This window comes from Algoriphagus algorifonticola (assembly GCF_007655305.1).
Taxonomy (GTDB): domain Bacteria; phylum Bacteroidota; class Bacteroidia; order Cytophagales; family Cyclobacteriaceae; genus Algoriphagus; species Algoriphagus algorifonticola.
In genome coordinates this window covers 75,380-96,697 of sequence record NZ_VLOG01000021.1, presented here as the reverse complement: position 1 = coordinate 96,697, position 21,318 = coordinate 75,380, and the positions used below count along the sequence as shown (strand labels likewise).

General features: G+C 38.8%; 17 protein-coding genes and 1 tRNA gene. 12 read left to right on the top strand and 6 right to left on the bottom strand.

The genetic code is table 11. From position 1 onward, the window contains the following. Positions 1-275: 275 nt before the first annotated feature. From FL972_RS05360 to bshB1, 8 genes are all read left to right on the top strand, one after another. Positions 276-671 carry an START-like domain-containing protein gene (locus tag FL972_RS05360; RefSeq protein WP_091650686.1) on the top strand — a complete coding sequence of 132 codons (396 nt, stop codon included), beginning with the start codon at positions 276-278 and terminating at the stop codon, positions 669-671. Positions 672-741: 70 nt separating this feature from the next. Next, positions 742-2,535 carry an LptF/LptG family permease gene (locus FL972_RS05355; protein ID WP_144604048.1) on the top strand — a complete coding sequence of 598 codons (1,794 nt, stop codon included), beginning with the start codon at positions 742-744 and terminating at the stop codon, positions 2,533-2,535. Positions 2,536-2,595: 60 nt separating this feature from the next. Then, positions 2,596-2,871, top strand: coding sequence for a 30S ribosomal protein S15 (gene rpsO / locus FL972_RS05350; RefSeq protein ID WP_091650692.1), 276 nt, complete (start codon positions 2,596-2,598; stop codon positions 2,869-2,871). Positions 2,872-2,970: 99 nt separating this feature from the next. Continuing rightward, a complete protein-coding gene (pnp, locus tag FL972_RS05345) occupies positions 2,971-5,118 on the top strand; it encodes a polyribonucleotide nucleotidyltransferase (protein WP_144604047.1) in 2,148 nt (715 codons plus the stop codon). A gap of 56 nt (positions 5,119-5,174) precedes the next feature. Continuing rightward, the gene (locus FL972_RS05340; protein ID WP_026954085.1) at positions 5,175-6,038 is read left to right on the top strand and encodes a sigma-70 family RNA polymerase sigma factor; all 864 of its coding nucleotides are present in this window, start codon (positions 5,175-5,177) and stop codon (positions 6,036-6,038) included. A gap of 168 nt (positions 6,039-6,206) precedes the next feature. Continuing rightward, entirely contained in the window at positions 6,207-7,151 is a 945-nt protein-coding gene (gene trxB, locus FL972_RS05335; RefSeq protein ID WP_144604046.1) for a thioredoxin-disulfide reductase, read from the top strand. Between the two features lie 8 nt (positions 7,152-7,159). Next, positions 7,160-8,200: a peptidoglycan DD-metalloendopeptidase family protein gene (locus tag FL972_RS05330; RefSeq protein WP_144604045.1), complete on the top strand. Its 1,041-nt coding sequence runs from the start codon at positions 7,160-7,162 to the stop codon at positions 8,198-8,200. A 5-nt stretch (positions 8,201-8,205) separates the two neighbouring features. Further along, positions 8,206-8,922 (top strand): bacillithiol biosynthesis deacetylase BshB1, encoded by a 717-nt coding sequence (bshB1, locus tag FL972_RS05325; protein WP_144604044.1) that lies wholly within the window; start codon positions 8,206-8,208, stop codon positions 8,920-8,922. On the opposite strand, the gene pdxH is transcribed toward bshB1, so the two are convergent. After that, positions 8,923-9,558 (bottom strand): pyridoxamine 5'-phosphate oxidase, encoded by a 636-nt coding sequence (gene pdxH, locus FL972_RS05320; protein ID WP_144604043.1) that lies wholly within the window; start codon positions 9,556-9,558, stop codon positions 8,923-8,925. It abuts the gene before it with no gap. Positions 9,559-9,659: 101 nt separating this feature from the next. Between pdxH and FL972_RS05315 the strand changes: the two genes are divergently transcribed. The 3 genes from FL972_RS05315 (at position 9,660) to FL972_RS05305 (ending at position 12,426) form a co-directional block, all read left to right on the top strand. Further along, complete coding sequence (locus FL972_RS05315; protein ID WP_144604042.1) at positions 9,660-10,229, top strand: YqgE/AlgH family protein; 570 nt, start codon at positions 9,660-9,662, stop codon at positions 10,227-10,229. Between the two features lie 48 nt (positions 10,230-10,277). Continuing rightward, positions 10,278-12,245 carry a DUF349 domain-containing protein gene (locus FL972_RS05310; protein ID WP_144604041.1) on the top strand — a complete coding sequence of 656 codons (1,968 nt, stop codon included), beginning with the start codon at positions 10,278-10,280 and terminating at the stop codon, positions 12,243-12,245. A gap of 108 nt (positions 12,246-12,353) precedes the next feature. Then, a tRNA-Thr gene (locus FL972_RS05305) sits at positions 12,354-12,426 on the top strand. 230 nt (positions 12,427-12,656) lie between these two features. Here the strand turns inward: FL972_RS05305 and FL972_RS05300 are convergent. The 3 genes from FL972_RS05300 to FL972_RS05290 form a co-directional block, all read right to left on the bottom strand. After that, positions 12,657-13,775, bottom strand: a complete 1,119-nt coding sequence (locus tag FL972_RS05300; protein ID WP_144604040.1) for a Gfo/Idh/MocA family oxidoreductase — start codon at positions 13,773-13,775, stop codon at positions 12,657-12,659. Between the two features lie 69 nt (positions 13,776-13,844). Further along, positions 13,845-14,705, bottom strand: coding sequence for a sugar phosphate isomerase/epimerase family protein (locus FL972_RS05295; RefSeq protein ID WP_144604039.1), 861 nt, complete (start codon positions 14,703-14,705; stop codon positions 13,845-13,847). A 1-nt stretch (position 14,706) separates the two neighbouring features. After that, positions 14,707-18,207: a PVC-type heme-binding CxxCH protein gene (locus tag FL972_RS05290; protein ID WP_144604038.1), complete on the bottom strand. Its 3,501-nt coding sequence runs from the start codon at positions 18,205-18,207 to the stop codon at positions 14,707-14,709. A 132-nt stretch (positions 18,208-18,339) separates the two neighbouring features. On the opposite strand from FL972_RS05290, the gene FL972_RS05285 reads away from it, so the two are divergent. Continuing rightward, entirely contained in the window at positions 18,340-19,212 is an 873-nt protein-coding gene (locus FL972_RS05285) for an AraC family transcriptional regulator (RefSeq protein WP_144604037.1), read from the top strand. Here FL972_RS05285 and FL972_RS05280 read toward each other — a convergent pair. Both FL972_RS05280 and FL972_RS05275 read right to left on the bottom strand, forming a co-directional pair. Beyond that, complete coding sequence (locus FL972_RS05280; RefSeq protein ID WP_144604036.1) at positions 19,209-19,892, bottom strand: LytR/AlgR family response regulator transcription factor; 684 nt, start codon at positions 19,890-19,892, stop codon at positions 19,209-19,211. The two genes, FL972_RS05285 and FL972_RS05280, sit on opposite strands and share 4 nt — an antisense overlap. 4 nt (positions 19,893-19,896) lie before the next feature. Beyond that, positions 19,897-21,318 (bottom strand): sensor histidine kinase, encoded by a 1,422-nt coding sequence (locus tag FL972_RS05275; protein WP_144604035.1) that lies wholly within the window; start codon positions 21,316-21,318, stop codon positions 19,897-19,899.

Here is a 21,318-nt window from a genome sequence, read left to right as displayed (position 1 = left end):
AACCCTTGTCCGCCGCGGCGGATATGAATCCTGCGCTCTAACCAACTGAGCTACCTCGCCAGAATTTCTTTTAATAATTTTTAGATATTGAATATTGTAATTAATGCCTATATTAAGACACAGTCGAAATTCAATATTTCCTAGGCTGAAAATCTTTATTTTCATCCGGTAAACCTCCCTCGCGAATGGGAATGCAAATATGAGGTCTTGTACTGTTAAATGCAAGTTGACGTTCTGTAAAAAATGAAATTTTCATCTAAGAAAATTTAGAAATCATGGTTAAAAATAAGTTTGTAGCTGATTATCAAATCAATGCGTCAAGGAAAATTGTTTTCCAATATTTGAGTACCGCAAGTGGCTTGGAGGAATGGTTTGCAGAGGGAGTTCGGATCAATGAAGACAAAGTTTTCATCTTTGACTTTGACAATGAGGAGCATTATGCCCGAGTTGCTTCCTTGCGCATCAATTCTCATGTAAAATTTGAGTTTTTCGACCCCAAAGATCCATATGAAAGTGATCATGCCTATATAGAGTTCAAATTGGAAGAAAATGAATTGACACAATCTCTTTTCTTAAAAGTTATTGATTATTCGGATAGCTACGAAGAAGATGAACTGGTGGCTATTTGGGATGGCTTAATTTCCAAATTGAAAGAGATAATTGGAGGTTAATTTCAATGATTTTAGCAACTTTGAACATCCATATCTATGTTTCGTTTAGAAGCAGGGTAGAAGAGGTGTCATGAAAAAAATAGACAAACTTATACTTGGGTCTTTCATAGGCCCATTTTTATTGACTTTTGTTGTTGTTGACTTTATCCTATTAATCGTCAACATGCTGAAATATTTCGATGAAATTTTCGGCAAAGGGCTTGGCTTTTGGATTTATGCCGAATTGATCGGCTATTTCGTCGTGTCTATTTCTCCGATGGCCTTGCCATTGGCGGTATTGCTTTCAAGTTTGATGACTTTCGGGAACTTGGGAGAACACTTTGAACTGACAGCCATCAAGAGTTCTGGAATATCACTTGTCAGGGCTTTAAGGCCGATAGCAATATTTACCGTCTTTTTGGTAATTGCTGCCTTCTTATCCAATAATTTCTTGGTACCCAAAGTCAACCTGAAAACCTTCAGCTTACTTTATGACATTCGAATGAAGTCTCCTGCTCTTGATATTAGAGAAGGGATTTTTTATGCAGGTATCCCAGGTTATAGTATTAAAGTCAATCAAAAAATCGGAGATAATGACTTGAAAGATATCATTATCTACAATCACAATGACGCCTTGGGGAATTTGGATGTGACCATTGCAGATTCCGGTCGCATGGAAAAATTTTTTAACGAAAATTACATGAGACTTACCTTATATAAAGGTACCAATTATAAAGAGGCAAGAGCAACTCGCGGTATTTCAGAAAAACCGGTGGAATTCAATCGAACCACTTTTGATGAAAATGTCATCATTTTCGATATGGATGCTTTTCAGTTAAGTAGAACACCCGAGGATCTTTGGTCTACTAATAGAGCAATCAAAAATATTTCGGAAATAAAGGTGGGATTAGATTCCATCTCCACCTTGGTTAACGACGAGCAATTTCAAAACTACAGAACAGCTTCTAGCATATATCCATTCTTTACCCGAGATCGTAATTTAGATCCACTGGATAACATCATGGAAAGAAAAGCGGAGGATGATTCACTGAGGGTTCAGAAGGCAAGAAAAAACAGAAAATTGGCTGATTCCTTAGAAAACCTTAAAAATAAACCTGATACTAGTACTATTCTGGCTACCAAACCTGAGTCTAGGTTAGAGTTCAAACCGGATAGCTCAAAAACTCTTTCAGTTAGAAACTCAAGCTCTGTATCCAAATCAGATTCACTTTTTCAGGCGAAAGTTTCCAACAGAAAAATTCAGAGGAGAAATCTAGAAAATATCGAGTTAGATGCTGAGGAATTGGTTGAGAACCCTCAGGAAGACATCCAAGAGCAACCAATAAAAATAAGAAGAACGGACCCTTTGACAGAAGAAGAAAAGGCTAAAATCGACTCTGTAGTTTTCAAAAAAGGCTATCAGTCCAATGCACTTACGATGGCTTTAAATAATGCCAGGAGTTTAAAAAATAATTTTAACATCAAAAAAATTCAGATTGAAAATCATCAGAAGGAGTTTAGGAGATATGAGATAGCTTGGTATCAAAAATATACTCAAGCTTTTGCGTGTTTTGTGATGTTTTTGATAGGTGCTCCGCTGGGTGCCATTATCAAAAAAGGTGGCCTAGGGATGCCGGTCCTGGTTTCAATCATTTTCTTTATAGTCTATTACATGCTGACCATCACGGGAGAAAAATGGGCGAAGGAAGGTGTTACTGATCCTTTCCTAGGAACATGGTTTTCCTGTCTGATGCTACTTCCTTTCGGATTGTTCTTTTTGAAGCAGGCAAGAAAAGATGCCAGATTATTTGAACCGGACTTTTACATAGAATGGTGGAAAGGAGTAAGAAAACGCTTCAAAGAAAAGAGAACTGTTCATTCTTGATGTTTTATTTTTAGAATAATAGCCTTACCTTTGTAGCTGTTTTAATTAATTTAGCTAAACATGTATTTAACATCAGAGACAAAACAAGAGTTGTTTAAGAATCATGGAAGGTTAAAATCTGCTACTGATACAGGATCTCCTGAATCACAGATTGCCCTCTTCACTCACAGAATCAAGCATTTGACTGAGCATTTGAAGTCAAATAAGAAGGATCACTCCTCAAGATTAGGTTTGTTGAAGTTGGTAGGTAAGAGAAGAAGCTTACTTGACTACCTCATGAAAAAAGACATCGAGCGATACAGAGCAATCATCGCCGAGTTAGGAATCAGAAAATAACCCTTTAGTAAGGTTCTCTATACTGAGAACCTTACTTTTTTCTTTTTTAGCTGGATGCGTTTATTTTTAAAACGAAAGAAGTATTACTAATCATAATTTATGTTACCAAACTTAATCACTAAGACCATCACCCTTCAGGATGGTAGAGAAATTACTATTGAAACAGGAGCTCTTGCCAAGCAGGCAGACGGTTCTGTTGTTGTGCGGATGGGAAAAGCCATGTTATTGGCTACAGTTGTTTCCAAAAAAGAGGCTTTAGAAGGTGTAGACTTTTTACCGCTTTCTGTGGATTACCAAGAAAAATTTGCTGCTTCCGGAAAAATCCCGGGAGGATTTTTGAAAAGAGAGGGTAGACTTTCTGACTATGAGATATTGATCTCAAGAATTGTCGATAGAGCTATCAGACCAATTTTTCCAGACGATTATCATGCAGATACTCAAGTAGCTATTACTTTGATGTCCTCTGACGAAGAAGTATTGCCAGATGCATTGGCAGGTTTAGCTGCTTCTGCAGCTTTAGCTGTTTCAGATATCCCTTTCAATGGACCTATTTCTGAGGTAAGAGTTGCCAAAGTTGATGGAAAATTGATCATCAACCCTAAGCCGGTTGAATTAGAGAAAGCTAGCTTGGAGTTTATTGTAGCTGGATCTTTGGACTACATCTTGATGGTGGAAGGCGAAGCAAACGAAATCTCAGAAGACGAGATGGTAGAGGCTATGCAATTTGCCCATGAAGAAATCAAAAGACATTGTGAAGCTCAAATGGAGCTTACCAAACTGGTAGGAAAAGAAGAGAAGCGTGAGTACTCTCATGAGAAATCTGATCCTGCTTTGTATGATAAAATGAAAGCTGAATTGTATGATAAATTATACGATTCTGTAAGCAAGCAAATTGCTAACAAATCAGAGAGATCTGAATTGATCAAAGCTATTAAAGACGAGTTCATAGAAAGTTTAGGTGAAGAGCATGAGTTTGAAGCCTCTTTGATCGGACCGTATTTCCATAAAATCCATAAGGAAGCAGCGAGAAATCTTACTTTGAATGAAAAGAAAAGGTTGGATGGAAGAAAACTCAACGAGATCAGACCTATCTGGTCAGTCGTTGATTATTTACCATCTGCTCATGGTTCAGCAGTATTTACCAGAGGAGAAACTCAATCAGTAACTACCTGTACGCTCGGCACTAAAATGGACGAGCAAATGGTGGATGGAGCTGTTCATTCAGGTTTTAATAAATTCTTTTTGCATTACAACTTCCCTGGCTTCTCTACCGGAGAGGTAAAACCAAACAGAGGTCCAGGAAGACGTGAAGTAGGTCATGGCAATTTGGCTATGAGAGCCTTGAAAAAAGTGTTACCTCCTGAAAATGAGAACCCTTACACCATTAGAATCGTTTCAGACATTCTTGAGTCAAATGGATCATCTTCCATGGCTACAGTTTGTGCAGGTTCGCTTGCCTTGATGGATGCAGGTATTCAAATTAAAGCTCCAGTAACAGGTATAGCAATGGGAATGATCTCTGATGCCAAAACTGGAAATTACTCTATTCTATCCGATATTCTAGGAGATGAAGATCATTTGGGTGATATGGATTTCAAAGTTACCGGTACAGAGAAAGGAATTACCGCCTGCCAAATGGACTTGAAAGTAGAAGGTTTGGATTATAGTGTATTGAAAGAAGCTCTTTATCAAGCAAAAGAAGGAAGGCTACATATTCTAGAAGAAATTTCTAAGACCTTGGCTTCACCTAAAGCTGAGTTGAAGCCTCATACTCCAAGATCCTATACCATGATGATTCCAAAAGAATTGATTGGTGCAGTGATAGGGCCTGGAGGAAAGGTAATCCAGGAAATGCAAAAGGATACAAATACTACCATTGTGATCGAAGAGATCGATAATCAAGGTAAGATTAATGTATTCTCTGCTAACCAAGATAACTTGAATGCAGCATTGAGCAGAATCAAGGCAATCGTTGCTCAGCCAGAAATAGGGGAGACTTATACTGGAAAAGTAAAGAATATTCAACCATTTGGAGCATTTGTGGAATTTATGCCGGGTAAAGATGGTTTACTTCATATATCCGAAATTAAATGGGAGCGTCTTGAAAGTATGGATGGGGTGCTTGAACCAGGAGAGGAGATCGTAGTGAAGTTGATCGATGTCGACAAAAAGACAGGTAAGTTCAAGCTTTCTAGAAAGGTTTTATTACCAAAACCTGAAAAACAGGAACCAAAAGCTCAGCCCTAAGCTTCTATTTATTAAATTCATTATCTTAAATTCAATTACACCAATAATATTTCTGAATGAGGCAGCTAAAAATTAGCAAACAGATTACCAACAGAGAAAGCCAATCCTTAGATAAGTATCTACAGGAGATTGGTAAGGTAGATCTGTTAACAGCAGACGAAGAGGTAGTTTTAGCAAAAAGAATCCGGGAAGGCGATCAGCTTGCTCTGGAAAAATTGACTAAAGCCAACCTTCGATTCGTAGTTTCTGTAGCCAAGCAATATCAGAACCAAGGGCTTTCTTTGGGAGATTTGATCAATGAGGGGAACTTAGGTTTGATTAAGGCTGCCCAAAGATTTGATGAAACACGTGGATTTAAATTTATCTCTTATGCTGTTTGGTGGATTAGACAATCTATCCTTCAGGCATTGGCAGAGCAATCCCGTATCGTAAGACTTCCTTTGAACAGGGTAGGTTCCTTGAATAAAATTTCCAAAACTTTCAGTGAATTGGAGCAGAAATTCGAAAGAGAGCCTTCTCCTGAAGAACTTGCTGAAGTATTGGAAGTGACTGCATCTGAAGTTGTGGATACCATGAAAATTTCAGGCAGACACGTTTCAATGGATGCTCCTTTCGTGCAGGGTGAAGAAAACAGCCTTTTGGACGTTTTGGAAAATGACGGAGATGAGAAGCCTGACGATGGTTTGATGAATGACTCTTTAAGAAAAGAGGTTCAGAGAGCACTCTCTACGCTTACTCAAAGAGAAGCTGATGTGATTACCTTGTACTTTGGTTTGAACGGAGAGCATGCAATGACTTTGGAAGAGATTGGTGAAAAATTCAATCTGACCCGAGAGCGTGTAAGGCAAATTAAAGAAAAGGCCATTCGAAGACTGAGACATACATCCAGAAGTAAGACCTTGAAGCCTTATCTGGGATAAAATAAAAAGGGGTTTCAAGCCCCTTTTTTTATTTTTAGATGTTTGTACTTCAAAATAAATTGAAGTGATTACCAATGATATAAAATCACTTTTGGGAATTTTAACTTATCCCGGTTTTGTTGGCAAACTAGAAATATCAAAATTTACCCGATTTAACACAATTCGTTGATGAGTCAAGAAATTGAAAGAGTCAAAGTTCTGATTATTGGATCAGGACCGGCAGGCTATACAGCAGCCATTTATGCTTCCAGAGCAGGTTTAAGTCCGATTTTGTACACCGGAGGTCAACCAGGTGGACAATTAACCATCACTACTGATGTAGAAAACTATCCAGGGTATCCGGACGGGATTATGGGTCCTGAAATGATGGAAGACTTTAGAAAACAAGCCGAGCGATTTGGAACTAAAGTTCGATATGGTATGGTGACAGATGTGGACTTTTCTGTCAAGCCCCATGTGGTGACGGTGGACGACCAAGTAAAAGTTTTAGCAGATACTGTGATTATTTCCACCGGCGCCTCCGCAAAGTGGTTAGGCTTGGAAAGTGAGAATAGATTAAACGGAAAAGGAGTTTCTGCCTGTGCCGTCTGTGATGGATTTTTCTTCAGAGGCCAAGAAGTAGCCATAGTAGGAGCAGGAGATACAGCTTGTGAGGAGGCTTCTTATTTGGCTAATATTTGTAGCAAAGTTTACATGTTGGTAAGAAGAGGAGAGATGAGAGCATCTCAAATCATGCAAAAACGTGTAATGAATAATCCTAAAATTGAAATTCTCTGGAATACTGAAACAGATGAGATTTTGGGTGAGGATGAAGTGACCGGAGTAAGAATTTTAGATAATATAACAGGAGAAAAAAGAGAAATTAAAATTTCTGGCTTCTTTGTTGCTATTGGTCATCAACCCAACACCGAGGTATTCAAAAAATTCATCCATATGGATGAAGCTGGATATATCAAGACCATTCCTGGAAGTACCAGGACTAATGTGGAAGGTGTTTTCGCATGCGGAGATGCCCAAGATAATATCTACAGGCAGGCAGTCACAGCAGCGGGAACAGGCTGTATGGCAGCTTTGGATGCAGAGCGGTATTTGGCCGAAACTGAAAATCATTAAATGAATTCATGAGGTATCTTAGACTGATACTTATTTGCGGAATATTTTTGAGCATTGGACTTTCTCAGTCTAATGCTCAAATTTTTCCTAAGATTATCAAGAGAAATTCCAATACAACTCCTGTTGTTCCTCAAGAAAGGAAAAACATTGAGTTGAGAGGATTTGACCAGGAATCTTATCTGAGAACGCTTTCTACAGTGACGGATTCCATGATTTTTGAAAATAATGTGAACCTGGGAAAGGTTCGATCAATCATAGCTGAAGATCAAAATGTGATGATCTGGGCACCGACCAACCGATTAGTCAAGGTGTCTGAACAAATTCAAATAGACAGTATTTGGGTGACGGCTTATGAATATTTTTCTGCTTGGGACTCTAAAAAAATCGATATCTACGACTTTGATATCAAAAGCTTTCAGGATTCAGTTAAAATTCGATTATACGATCCATTTTTTGGATACAATTGGAGTATGCCTTTGGATCAAACACCCATTACTTCACCCTTTGGTTATAGATGGAGAAGATGGCATTACGGAACTGACCTAGACCTAAATACGGGCGATCCTGTATATAGTACTTTCGATGGCATTGTTAGAGTTCGATCCTATGATCGCTATGGCTATGGTTATTATTTGGTGATTAGGCATAAAAATGGACTTGAGACCCTTTATGGACATTTATCAAAGTATTTGGTAGAAGTCGGTCAAGAAGTTAAAGCCGGTGAATTAATTGCCAAGGGAGGAAATACCGGAAGAAGTACAGGCTCTCACTTACACTATGAATTAAGATATAGAGGTCAGCCTTTTGACCCTGAAAATGTATATGATTTCAAGGAATATCGAATTCTTAATCAGGAATTTTTGTTGACTTCCGATACATTTTCTCATATAGCTCAGGCTAGAGCAAGAGCTTATCACAGGGTGAAAAGTGGAGACACTTTAGGGTCTATTGCTAGAAGGTATGGCGTTTCAGTTAGTACATTGACTAAATTGAATGGGATCACTTCTAGGTCAATATTAAGAATTGGACAAAATCTAAGAGTGCGATAAATAAGATGAAGCTGGATATTTTAGTAATAGCGGCGCATCCGGATGATGCGGAATTAGGTTGCTCAGGCACAATTGCTGCTCATATTGCAAAAGGATACAAAGTAGGTGTCGTTGATCTGACAGCAGGAGAGATGGGGACCAGAGGTACTCCGGAATTGAGAATTAAAGAGGCCAACCGGGCTGCTGAAATATTAGGATTATCAGCTCGGGAAAATATGGGCTTTAAAGACATTTTTTTTCAGGATAATCAGGAGCATCAATTAGAGCTTATCAAGATCATCCGTAAATATCAACCAGATATAGTTTTAGCTAACGCTTTTACCGATAGGCATCCTGATCACGGTAAAGGCTCTGATCTAGCCAAAAATTCCTGTTTCATGAGTGGATTGAGAAGGATTGAAACTGAATTGGATGGAAAGCCGCAGCAAGCTTGGAGACCCAAGTTCGTCTACCATTATATTCAAAATAATTACATAGAGCCTGACTTTGTGGTGGATATCACAGATTACTGGGACACCAAAGTGGAAAGCATTTTAGCTTTTCAATCTCAGTTTCATGATCCTAACAGTCAGGAACCTGAAAGTTTTATTTCAAATCCTGATTTTTTGCCATTTGTTGAAGCTCGAGCTAGAGAAATGGGACACAGGATCATGACCACTTATGGAGAAGGGTTTACTGTAGAACGAATGATTGGAGCTACTGATTTGTTTGATTTAAAATAATCAGGGAGCAAGTCTGGAAATTATCCAACTTCCACTTTCAGTTCTTTCGAATAAGATTCTGTCATGTAATCTGCTAGGTCTTCCCTGCCAAAATTCAATTCTGGATGGTATAACTCTGTATCCTCCCCAGTGTGGTGGACGGATCATTTTTTCTGATTTAAATCTTTCCTCAACCGCCTCTTGGTTTTCATCCAAAACCTCTCTGGAGCTAATTTTCTTACTCTGAGGTGATGTCCAAGCTCCAATTTGAGATCCCTGGGGCCTGCTAAAGAAATACTCGTCTGATTCAGCTTCGCTGATTTTTTCCACTTTTCCGGTCACTCTAACCTGCCTTTCAAGCTCTGCCCAAAAAAATGTCAGAGATGCTTTAGGGTTATTGGCCAACTCTTGCCCTTTCTCACTCGAGTAATTAGTGAAAAAAACAAAGCCATAATCTAAATCCTTGAGCAGGACCACTCGGCCATTTGGATATCCATCCAAACCTACTGTAGATAAGGTCATGGCATTTACTTCAAGTACCTGAGATTCAACAGCTTCTTCTAACCAAGTCTTAAATTGCTTAAAAGGATCTTTATTTATATCGCTGATATCCAGAGACTTTAGGGTGTAATCTTTACGTATTGATGAAATATCCATAGTAGGGGACTGGTATAAATTTTAACAGAATAAAAGTACAATGAGCATTGCATTTATAAAATTTAGGCATATATTTTTTCTGAAATAATCTTTTTGCGGAAATGAGTGAATCCAACCTTCCAACACCTCAAGCGGGAGATTTGTTAATCTCTGAGCCTTTTTTGCAGGACGAGAATTTTTCTCGTTCGGTAGTATTGTTATGCGAGCATAATTCTGAAGGGAGCTTTGGATTGGTGTTCAATAAACCGTCCATTCTTCGGTTGAATGAAATTGTAGAGGGATTTGATTTTCTGGACTTGGAAGTATATGTAGGAGGTCCTGTTGAACAGAACACATTACATTTTGTTTACTGTGGTGATAAACAGTTAAGCGAGAGTATCCAAATTGGAGAAAAGCTCTGGTGGGGAGGTGATTTTGAGGAGTTGAAGTCCAGATTGAAAACAGGAACCTTCGATTTAGAATCAATTCGATTCTTTTTGGGATATTCCGGTTGGGCACCTGGTCAACTGACAGATGAGCTTACAGAAAACACCTGGATTGTCTGTAAAGAAGAGCTAAATATTACAGCATTCAATTATTCTCCGGAGGAGCTTTGGAAAAGCCTTTTAAAAAATATGGGAGGTGAGTTCAAATTGATGGCAAATTATCCCACTGACCCGAGATTAAATTAGGCAAAATCCCTACTTTTGCCCATATTGCCTTGAAATAGTAGTGTTTTTATGACTGAGAAAAGTAATGATTTGTCCGACAAGGACAAGGTGACCTCTGCCTCCGAATCTCCGGAAGCCAAGGGTAATGAGAAAGAAGTAGCAAACTCGTCTGAAAAGGAGAGTTCAGATGTGGAAAGTAAAGAAGTAACTCCAGAACCAAGTGGAGAAGAAAAAGCTTCTGAGCCTGAACAAGTCGAAACAAAAGAAGAAGATTTAGCTGCCACTTCGGAATTGGAAGAAACTGAGGAGGAAGAAGAGGATCATCATGACGAAGATTTGGATATTGAAAATTTATCCAAAGCGGAATTAGTGAAACTTCTTAAGGAAAAGACCAAAGAAAGTTCAAGTCCACTAAAGCTTGAAAAGATGGTGAATACTATCAAAGCTGCTTTCGACGAGTATACCCATAAGGAGCGTGATGAGGCTTTAGAAAAATTTAAGGCTGAGGGAGGAACTGAAGACGATTTTGATTTTAGACCTTCAGACGAAGAGAGAGATTTCAATACCTACTATTACGAATTTAAAAAACAGGTTTCTTCTATTCGAAAAGATGCTGAAAAGCAGAAGGAGAAAAACCTAGACGCCAAGACCGAAATTCTCAATAAACTTCGTGAATTGGTCGATGGGGAAGAGACAACCCTAAGCATCAATGCAATCAAATCAATTCAGGAGGAATGGAAGTCTATAGGACCTGTTCCTGCTGCGCAAAATAGAAGCCTTTGGGCGAGCTACAATGCTTTAATGGATAGGTTCTATGATAATAGAAGTATCTATTTCGAGCTGAAAGAGCTGGACAGGAAGAAAAATCTGGAAAGCAAATTGGAACTATGCGAGAAGGCAGAAGCCTTGAAAGATATGCCGGATTTAAAAGAGGCTATCAAGGCACTTAATGAGTTACACGAAGAGTTTAAACATATAGGACCTGTTCCGAGAGAAGAGCAGGAAGAACTTTGGAAGCGATTCAAAGCTGCATCTGATGCTGTTTACGACAGAAGAAAAGAGTTCTACGAAAGCCAAAAAGAGGTTTTCAAAAAGAATCAGAATGAGAAAGAAGCTTTGATTGAAAAGTTAAATGCTTTCTCTGATTTCAAAGCTGATAGAATCAAGGAGTGGAATACTAAAACCAAGGAGATTCTTGATATTCAAAAAAATTGGGAGAAAATCGGTCCTGTCCCAAGAGAGTCAGGAAGAGAAATCAATAAAGCCTTCTGGACTGCGTTCAAGAAGTTTTTCCATAACAAAAACTTATTCTTTAAGGAACTGGATGAAATTCGTGCCACGAATCAAGCAAAAGCAGAAGAGTTAATTCAAAAAGCTGAGGAATTAAAAGATTCTACGGATTGGCAAAATACAGCCAATGCCATGATTGCCTTGCAGCAAGAATGGAAGAAGTTAGGTCCGACTCCGGAGAAAAGTAGAGATAGCCTATATAAGAAATTTAAGACTGCTTGCGATACGTTCTTCGACAATAGAAGGAATTCTAATAAGCAGGCAAATCAAGAGTACGAAGCTAATTATAAGGCTAAGCAGGCAGTTTGTGACGAAATCATCAAAGCTTCCAAAGGAAATCCAAGCGAAGAGGAACTGACTGAGTTTGTCGGGAAATTCAACGAGATTGGTTTTGTGCCTAGAAAGAACATGAAAGATATTCAGGCACAGTTCAAGGCTGCTGTAGATGCTTATTTGGAGAAACTGGATGATGACTTTGATCGTGAAGATTTCTTGTTCCGATTGAATTTGAATAGAATTCAATCTGATCCAAATGCTGTGAAGACTTTGAACAAGAAAGAGCATGGTATCAGAAAGCAGATTTCCGATTTGGAAAATAATATCACCTTGTGGAAAAACAACTTGGAGTTTTTCGCTGCTTCAAAAACTGCAGACAAATTGAAAGATCAGTTTGATGTGAAGATTCAGAAAGCAGAAGAGGAAATCGAAAAACTGAAGAAGAAGCTTTCTATTTTAAGGGAGTTTTAAATTAATCTCACTCAGAATAAGTGAGATAGAGAATATAGCTAAATTTTAATTCCTGAGTGTTTGGAGTGAAAAGATGATCAGGCTATATTTGCATCACAATTAAGGAACGCCTCTTTAGCTCAGCTGGTAGAGCAACTGACTTGTAATCAGTAGGTCGCTGGTTCGATCCCGGCAAGGGGCTCAAAAACCACTCAGAAATGAGTGGTTTTTTGTTTTATATTGACATTGTTTTTGATTGAGTTTGGATCAGTCTGAATATGGATCAGGGATCAGTCTGAATATTTGGGGAGTCTAAAATTTTATCCATAGATATTGGAAAGTCTGAAGAGGAAGAATTCGGATCTATCATACCTAAACACAAAAAAAGCTGACCTTAAAAAGATCAGCTTTTCTACAATAGGTTATTTAGGTTTAGGTCTTTTTGAGTGTAAACTCAGGTAAATATTTGATTTTTCCTCCCTCCATCGCAGATTCATGTGCCAAAATTCCCACACAGGTAATATTGGCTGATTCTCTTGCATCGGGATAAGGCGCTCTATCTTCTTGAAGTGCACTTAGAAACTCATGAACCAAATGTGGATGCGAGCCTCCATGACCGGATCCTTGAGTGAAAGATAAGTGCTGGTTTTCATCAGAATCATAAACCCCGTGTGTGGTAAACTTTTGAATGCCTTCCGGTAATAAATGTGCGTAATCAGGAATCTTAACTTTTTCAGGAACCTCTCCCGTATGAATTACAGAATCCTCATGCTCTATCAATGTCCATTCAAAGGACTTTTTTGAACCATATACATCGAAACTTTCTCTATACTGTCTAGCCGTATTGAATAGTGATCGAGTAACCTCGGCAGCGAGATCAGTATTTTTTAACTTGATATGGCAGGTTTCAATGGCAAATGGAGATCCGTATTTTGGGATCAGGTTTTCATCGATTCTACCGGAACCCAGGCAAGAAACATACTCAGCCTGAGCTTGTGGTAAAGCCAATACCGGTCCCACACAGTGAGTTGCATAATGCATAGGAGGGAGGCCTTCCCAATATCCTGGCCATCCTGCCATTTCCTGCTGATGAGAGGCTCTTAAAAACTGAATTTTTCCCAACTCACCCTTTTGATACAACTCTTTGACAAATAGAAATTCACGGCTGTATACCACTGTTTCCATCATCATATAGGTTAAACCAGTAGATTCCGACAGTTCAACAATCTGCCTACACTCTTCTACTGTAGTCGCCATGGGAACAGTACAAGCCACATGTTTTCCTGCTTTGAGAGCTTTGATTGACTGCTCTGCGTGGTTTTGAATAGGAGTGTTGATATGTACTGCATCAATGTCTGGATCCTTTAGCAGTTCATCATAATCGGTATAGACCTTTTCAATACCAAAGGCTTTTCCAATAGCCTCAGCTTTTTCCTGATTCCTTTGACATATAGCATACATATTCGCCATAGGGTGTTGCTGATAGATGGGTATAAACTCAGCTCCAAATCCAAGTCCTATGATGGCTATGTTAATAGGTTTTTTACTCATGGGTTTATTTTTTAAAAATTCTTATTTCAGTTTTCAAGTGTTAGAGTCCTAATTAAATATTTCTTTTTTCTACTCAGAAGCCCATTTTTTAAGGAACTCCAGACCCTCTTTTGCAAATCCATCTTGGCTAGGAACCAAAGGCTTCCAAATACAAACAGCTCCAGCCAATTCCTTCACTTTTGGAGTAAAGCTTTCAATGGAAATTGTTCCTTGGTAATTAATAGACTCCAGACCTCTTTTCCAGGCGACCCAATTTGTTTGTCCAGTACCCGGTGTGCCTCGGTAATTTTCAGATACCTGCACATGGATTAGCTTATCCCCAACCTTTTGTATAGCTTTCTCAATATCCGGCTCCTCAATGCTTATATGAAATCCATCCAACAAGGCTTTGGCTTCTTTTTCATTGATATCTTGAATTAATTGAGCCAATTCCTCAGCAGTATTAATCAAATCAGTTTCAAAGCGATTCAAGGTTTCAATCGCGATATCTAAACCATGATTTCTAGCTTTACCACATACTTTTCCGAGGTTTTGAACCGCTCTGTCCCATTCGATTTTCTTTTGCTCAGGAGACACAAGCCTAGCTTTACCGACCGCGGAATACATAGGACCGGCCACAAACTTTGCTCCCAATTCACTGGCAATTTCAAAGCATTGATCCATGTACTTAAAACAAGTATCATGGAAGGCAGGATCATCATGGGTGAAGTCTCTGCTGGGTCCAAAAGCTCCACAGATGATGGCGCTTAAACCATTATCCTCTAAGGCCTTTTTAACCACAGCTAAATCTACCAATTCAGGATCTTCCACAGGAATTTCTACTGCATCGTATCCATAATTCTTGATTTTAGGAAAAAGAGAAACTGTTTCCTTGTTGAAAGGAGATGTCCATAGCCAAGTACTTACACCGAATTTTACATTTAAGGCCATACTATTCTACTTTCATAATTCCATTCATAATTCTCCAATGTCCCGGTACGGTGCATATAAATGGATATTCACCCGGCTCTGTAGGAGCGATAAAAACCAAAGACTCCCTTCCTTCAGGATCGACCAAACGCGTGGCAGCTATCACCTGAGGGATTTTAGGAACATAATTCTGTTCAGCTCCTTTTGGATCCCTAGCCAATTCATCCGCAGCCTTTCCGATCTGTTCCATAGATCCTTTCTGGCCTATTACCAGATTATGCTGCATAAAATCAGGGTTCTCAAAGTCTATAGTCACTTGGGAACCAGCCTTTACAGTGAATGTAGCTTTGTCAAATTTCATTTCATGAGGAATGACCCCCAGTTTAATGATAGAAGTTCCATTTGCCTGTTGGCTGACTACAAAACTTTCCTCTTCCATCAAGGACGTTCCTGGCTTATTCAATGATAGAGTAGATTTATTGCTGAGTCTACCCCCAAACCACCAAGTGCCTTCGTATTTTCCAACCACATTTCTACTATCATTCTGACCAACTCTCACTCGGTTGGGAGATAAAGACTCCTTAAATAATCCATTGGTCTTTCCTTTGGCTATTTCTTCTCCATCGATTTTTAATGTCATACTGCCGTCCTCTTTCAAACTCGCATCGATGGTAAACTGAGTTTCCGGAAGGGTTTTCTTAGAGCTGAGAATATTGAGTTTTTCATTTTGCGCAACTGCAAAATGAAGGGCATCTTGATAAAAATACAGGCTATATCCATTGGTATTATTTCCTTGAGCCACCAAAACACCTTCCAATGGGTTTTGCCCTTTAGACACTATAACTCGAAGTGCTATTTCTTTTCCAGCAACGTCCGGAGGGAATAAGATACTGTTCCTCTGATCAAGTGGGTATTGCTCTGCCACTAGTGAACGACTAATTCTATCTGCCAAAGAAAGTTCACTATCTCCAGAAGCTCTTAAAGCTGTGGAATTATCTCTTTTTGCAAATTCAGTTGGGTGCGCCAAAACGGCGGCAAAAATCGCTTGAGGTAAAAAGCTGTCCTTCCCGTTCTCTTCTCTTTCTGCAGCTTGAATTAACATAGTAGCCGCTTTTTCAGAAAAAGGCATATCTGATAAGGCTAAAAACGCGTGCTTTCTGGTAGCTAAATCCGGGTCTTGAGTAATTCCGGAATTCATAATCGCATCCAAAGACGCCGGAGTATTTGGTAAAACGCGAAGTGCATTTTTTCTAACCGCGGCAGAAGGATGGGAGAGGGCTTCAGTGACAGTTTTAAAGGCCTCTTCATTTTCTCCATCCAGTTCTCCCAGACCGTGTAAAGCCCATAATGCATTGACAGCAGGTGCATTTAAACCAACTTGATCTACTTTTTCGTTAGAAATAATCTTATATAAATCAGAAATAACAGATTTGTCCTGCTTCTCCACGATCAAGCGCTGCGCTGTTAATCTCCAAAACATGTTATCACTTTTTAAAGCCTCAATCAGTTCTTTTCCGCTAGCATTTTTGAGATCAAAAGATTCGGAGTCTTTTCCTCCTTTATAACTGATTCTATAGATTCTACCATGTTGACTGTCTCTAAGCGGATTGATGTAAGCATTTCCAGCTCCATTTTCGAAACCTCTAGGGGTAGGATTATGCTGAATAATAAAGTTGTACCAATCAGCAACCCATAAAGCTCCATCAGGACCAACTTCTGCATGAACTGGTGAAAACCATTCATCAGAGCTCGCCAAGATATTGAAGTCATTCTTTTCTTTATATCCAGAGCCATCAGCCTGAATTTTTGCTCGGTGAAGTACTCTTCCAGTTGGTTCTGCTACAAAGGCGATCTTATTCCAGTATTCTTCCGGAAAACTTCTGGCTGTATAGAAATTATGTCCAGCAGCAGCAGTGTAGCCACCATGCCAATCTACTTGCCTTAAAAATGGTGTTAAATGAGGCATATCATAATGGCTGTCGATTCCATGAACCGTATTAGCAGAACCTTGGAAAATAGGCCTTTTGACATAGTTGTTTGCCATGGAAAAATATACGCTATGCTGTCCATTGGCAGTGGAAATAAATGTCTCAAAATCTTCTGTGAAACCCAGTCCCCAGGTATTATTGGAGGTGTTTCCTAAATATTCCAGATTATCACCCGATGGCTCAAATCTGTACACTCCTTGTCCGAAAGAATGTCTTTTGCCACTTACTTCTCCATTGAATCCTGCGTAGCCTAAGACTCCCCAGATTTTATTGTCAAATCCATATCTCAGGTTGGAAGGTCCTGCATGGGTATCACTTTTGCCCCAGCCAGTCATCAATACTTCCCTCACATCCGCCACATCATCTCCATCTGTATCTTTTAAGAAGAGAAAATCAGGAGCCATAGAAATTAAGATGCCTCCATTGACCGCCATAATTGAAGTGGGAATATTCAAATTATCCGCGAAAACAGTGACTTTGTCTGCCTTTCCATCTCCATCTGTATCTTCCAAAATCTTGATTTTGTCGTTTCCACCTTCAGTTCTAACCTCATTCGGATAATCCACGGTTTCGATGACGAAAAGCCTTCCTCTTTCATCCCAGGTCATTGCCATAGGATTAATGATCATAGGTTCGCTAGCAAATAATTCCATTTCAAAACCAACAGGTAGCTGTACCAATTTCATGCTTTGCTCAGGAGAAAGCGGTAGCTGATATTTTGGGGCTGGATCTCTTCTTTCATAATTGGGAATCTCAGCATCCCGAAATTCAGGAGTTGGAATTTCATAAGCCTGTAAAAGCTCATTTACTTTATCGCCTACCGCCCATAGTATACCATTGGCGATTAGATTTTGGAACTCGGTCTTTTGCCAGGTTTCTTCATTGTGACCATATGCAGTGTAGAATACCCTTCCTTTTCCTTCCTCCAATGTCCAAGCATAAGGTTCTCTATGATCACCTTCCACTCGTTCCATCAAAACATGCATGTCAGCATTCAATTGAGAATGCACATAGGTTTCATCCCAAGTATCAAACTCAGAAATTCCCTGCATGATTGGGTGTGCTGCATCCACGATTTCAGCCTTGAATCTTTCAGCCCCATGGGATTTGAATTGCCCACCAACTGCCTTGACATACCAGTCAGAATTTCTAAAAGACCAGGAGGCACTATGAACTGGAATTAATGCTTTTCCACTCTGAACGTATTTCTTTAAAGCTTTTTCCTGAGTGGCACTGATTGAATCATGATTAGCATAAATCATCAGTCCATCATAATTATAAAGCACATCATCATTCAAATCCTCAGGATTTGTGGTATAGGTCAAATTGATACCTTTTTGAAAGAGGGGTGTTCCCAGGTATAGCATCAGCTGCTCCGAATTGTGATGTTCACTTTCATGCCCCAAAACCAATATTTCAACCCTTCTGGGCTCGGTCATAGAGAGAAAACTTTTAGGTTTATTGCAAGCAGTCAAAAGAAGAATAAATCCTAGGAAATATAGACTCTTGAGAAAGTAATTAGGTGATTGATTCATGATTTGGGTTTACCTTAATTGCAGGATACTATATTCCATATTTTTAGGCAGGAAATCTTACTGTTTACTTTTAAATTCTGACTGAATTTTGATATGTTTTCTTAATTTACCTTCAATAAATAGCAAAAAGTAGTGAAAAAGCCTGTTCAAAAGTCAAGAATTCCCGAAGACAAATCTTTTCTAATCCGTGAATTAAAAGCCCCATTTTTCGATGTCAATTGGCATTTTCACTCCGAATACCAGCTTTTTGTAGTCCTTAAAGGGAAAGGAACACGCTTTATAGGTAACCATATGAGCTCATTTAAAGAAGGAGATATGGTTTTGACTGGTCCGAATTTGCCTCATCTATGGAGAAATGACCAGGAATATTTTCAGGTAGATAGTAAGTTGGAGACTCATGGGATTGTCATCTATTTTCCGGATCACTTCCTCCAGAATGCAGTATTTGAACTGAATGAATTCTCATCTATTGCAAACATGCTTTATAAGTCCTCGAGAGGATTGGAAGTACAAGGAAAAACCAATCGAGAGATTACTCAAATGATGAAGGAGCTTCTTAAAATGGAAGGAGTCCAATCACTCATTCAGCTTTTGACCATACTGGAAAAAATCGCTCAATCAGAAGAGTACCAAATCATCGCTGATGCAGCCTACACTAATACCTTCAAGGAATCTGAAAAAGACAGAATGGGATTAGTTTATGAGTTTGTCATGCATCGGTTCAATGAAAAAATAGCTTTAAAGGAAGTTGCGGATATCTGTAATCTATCGGAAAGTGCTTTTAGTCGCTATTTTAAAAGTAGAGCAAATCAGTCCTTTAGTGATTTCTTGTCTTCTATCCGCATTAATCACGCCTGTAAGCTTTTGCAAAATGAGCAGTTGAACATTAGTCAAATTTGCTATGAAAGTGGGTTTTTCACCCTTTCCAACTTCAATAAGCAGTTTCGTGAAAAAATAGGAAAAACTCCTTTAGAATATAGAATGGAGTTTGTTACCAGTTTTTAAAGATTGTTTTTGAAAATTTCGTTCACTTCATCAGCATAGCTGGAACTAATAGGCACAGTATGCCCTTTGAGGTGAAGTTGATGCTTTTCTATTCTATTTACGAGATTTCGATTGGCTAGAAATGAACGGTGAGTTCGAAAAAAATAGGAGGGAAGTTCTTTCTCTACTTGAGAAAGAGTCATTCGACTTACAATTTTATGATTTTCCAGCTGAAAGTTGACATAATTCCCCTGAGACTCGCAGTACAGAAGTTCGTCGAAATCCACTCTGGCGATACCCTCAGAGGTCTTGATGAATAGATGGGAATCTTTATCCGATTCATGCAGCGAGATCCATTCCTGAGCCTTTTGACAAGCTTTTAGAAATCGAGGGAAAGAGAATGGCTTCAATAAGTAATCCATGGCGTTCAACTCAAAACCTTTGACTGCAAAATCCGAATAGGCAGTGGTGAAAATCACCTGCACATCAGTAGGTAGGAGTTCCGCCAAATCAATTCCCGATAAATCCGGCATATTGATGTCCAGAAATACTACCTGTACAGGATTGGATTTAATGTATTCCAATCCTTCAATAGCATTAGTGAAATATGCATTGACTTTCAAAAAAGGCACTTTGGAAGCATGTGCTTTGATTACTTCCAGCGCATAGGATTCATCGTCTATTGCAACTGCTTGCAGCATAGGCTTATTTTAATTGGATGGAAAAATGTACAAAGAAATCATTATCATTGGAAACGATATTCAATTGATGTTGATGGGGATAAAGTAACTCCAATCGCTTTTTAACATTTTCTAGTCCTATACCTGATTCCTCCTGTTTTGATTCTTTAGTTAAACTCTTAGGATGAACGCTATTGACCACATCCAGGTGCAAAGAACCTGAAATACATCTGAGGTTAATTTTTATCCAGGATTTTTCTTTGGCGCTTATTCCATGCTTGAAAGCATTTTCTACAAATGGAATAATCAACATAGGGGCAATCTCTCCGGAACATTGATTCTCATTGATTTGAATATCAGTTTCAAGATTTTTCTGAGCCCCAAAACGGAGCATTTGTAGATCCAGGTAATTTCTGAGATAGGTAATTTCTCTTGATAATGGAATTTGAGGCATTTGATTTTCATGTAGCATGAAGCGCATCATATCCCCAAGCTTCTGAATTCCATCAGAGGTTTTTTCAGCATTTTCTATCAATGAACTCGCATAAAGCGTATTCAAAGCATTGAAAAGAAAATGTGGATTAATCTGTGATCTTAAAAAATCAATATTTGCCTGCCCCTGATCAATTTTAGTGTTAAGGGAAGTAATCTGGCCTATATAATTATCATACTTTTTGAAAAGAAAAGTTGTGAGAGGAAAGAAGATCAACTGAATAAAAGCAACAGTTCCCAATCCGCCAATCACAAAAATCTCCTCCTGATTTTCTTCTAAAGAGATGACAAGAAATATTAAAAGTATGATAGAAGACAAACCCCAATTATACCATCTTGATGCTTTGATTTTGCCTTCTCTTCTTTTTCCATATACCAAAAAGAAATTAAATAAGCCTGCAATGAAAATAATTGGGATAAATACGCCAAAAATGATGGAGGGACCAAATCCCGTAATGGGATCCAGCTGAATTAGGAAGAAAAAGGTAAATAAGAAAGCTATAATCAGACGAGCATAATTATACAATTGATAATCTCTGACCCTAGGTGGAGTTAAGGCCTGATTTAGGAGACTTCCTGCAAGAAGATAGCAGATGAATAGGACTAAAATTCCCACCAAAAAAGTAGGAAAGCCCGCTTTGACTAAACCTGATTGATAGCTGAAAATAGCGCAAATGACAAAAGTCAAAACGCCGGTTAAAGCCATCAGCAATATTGATGGCCATTTGTTGCTATCATTTTGAAACTTGGGAATCAAAATCATTTGCACTAAATGGAAAGCAGTATAGATTGTTCCCAAAATGATAAGCCTGCTAATAAATTTAAAAATTGCTGGACCGGAGTCATTATAAAACTGCGGTCTGTAACCAAAAAGAATGAAAAGGAATGCTGTAAGAGTAGCGCTGCTCACCAGCCACCATTCAATTTGCCTAAAATCAAAGCTTTTTACCTTCAT

Coding starts and splice junctions, on each gene's coding strand:
- FL972_RS05360 (WP_091650686.1), top strand. CDS start 276: ATGGTTAAAAATAAGTTTGTAGCTGATTATCAAATCAATGCGTCAAGG.
- FL972_RS05355 (WP_144604048.1), top strand. CDS start 742: ATGAAAAAAATAGACAAACTTATACTTGGGTCTTTCATAGGCCCATTT.
- rpsO (WP_091650692.1), top strand. CDS start 2,596: ATGTATTTAACATCAGAGACAAAACAAGAGTTGTTTAAGAATCATGGA.
- pnp (WP_144604047.1), top strand. CDS start 2,971: ATGTTACCAAACTTAATCACTAAGACCATCACCCTTCAGGATGGTAGA.
- FL972_RS05340 (WP_026954085.1), top strand. CDS start 5,175: ATGAGGCAGCTAAAAATTAGCAAACAGATTACCAACAGAGAAAGCCAA.
- trxB (WP_144604046.1), top strand. CDS start 6,207: ATGAGTCAAGAAATTGAAAGAGTCAAAGTTCTGATTATTGGATCAGGA.
- FL972_RS05330 (WP_144604045.1), top strand. CDS start 7,160: ATGAGGTATCTTAGACTGATACTTATTTGCGGAATATTTTTGAGCATT.
- bshB1 (WP_144604044.1), top strand. CDS start 8,206: ATGAAGCTGGATATTTTAGTAATAGCGGCGCATCCGGATGATGCGGAA.
- pdxH (WP_144604043.1), bottom strand. CDS start 9,558: ATGGATATTTCATCAATACGTAAAGATTACACCCTAAAGTCTCTGGAT.
- FL972_RS05315 (WP_144604042.1), top strand. CDS start 9,660: ATGAGTGAATCCAACCTTCCAACACCTCAAGCGGGAGATTTGTTAATC.
- FL972_RS05310 (WP_144604041.1), top strand. CDS start 10,278: ATGACTGAGAAAAGTAATGATTTGTCCGACAAGGACAAGGTGACCTCT.
- FL972_RS05300 (WP_144604040.1), bottom strand. CDS start 13,775: ATGAGTAAAAAACCTATTAACATAGCCATCATAGGACTTGGATTTGGA.
- FL972_RS05295 (WP_144604039.1), bottom strand. CDS start 14,705: ATGGCCTTAAATGTAAAATTCGGTGTAAGTACTTGGCTATGGACATCT.
- FL972_RS05290 (WP_144604038.1), bottom strand. CDS start 18,207: ATGAATCAATCACCTAATTACTTTCTCAAGAGTCTATATTTCCTAGGA.
- FL972_RS05280 (WP_144604036.1), bottom strand. CDS start 19,892: ATGCTGCAAGCAGTTGCAATAGACGATGAATCCTATGCGCTGGAAGTA.
- FL972_RS05275 (WP_144604035.1), bottom strand. CDS start 21,318: ATGAAGGTAAAAAGCTTTGATTTTAGGCAAATTGAATGGTGGCTGGTG.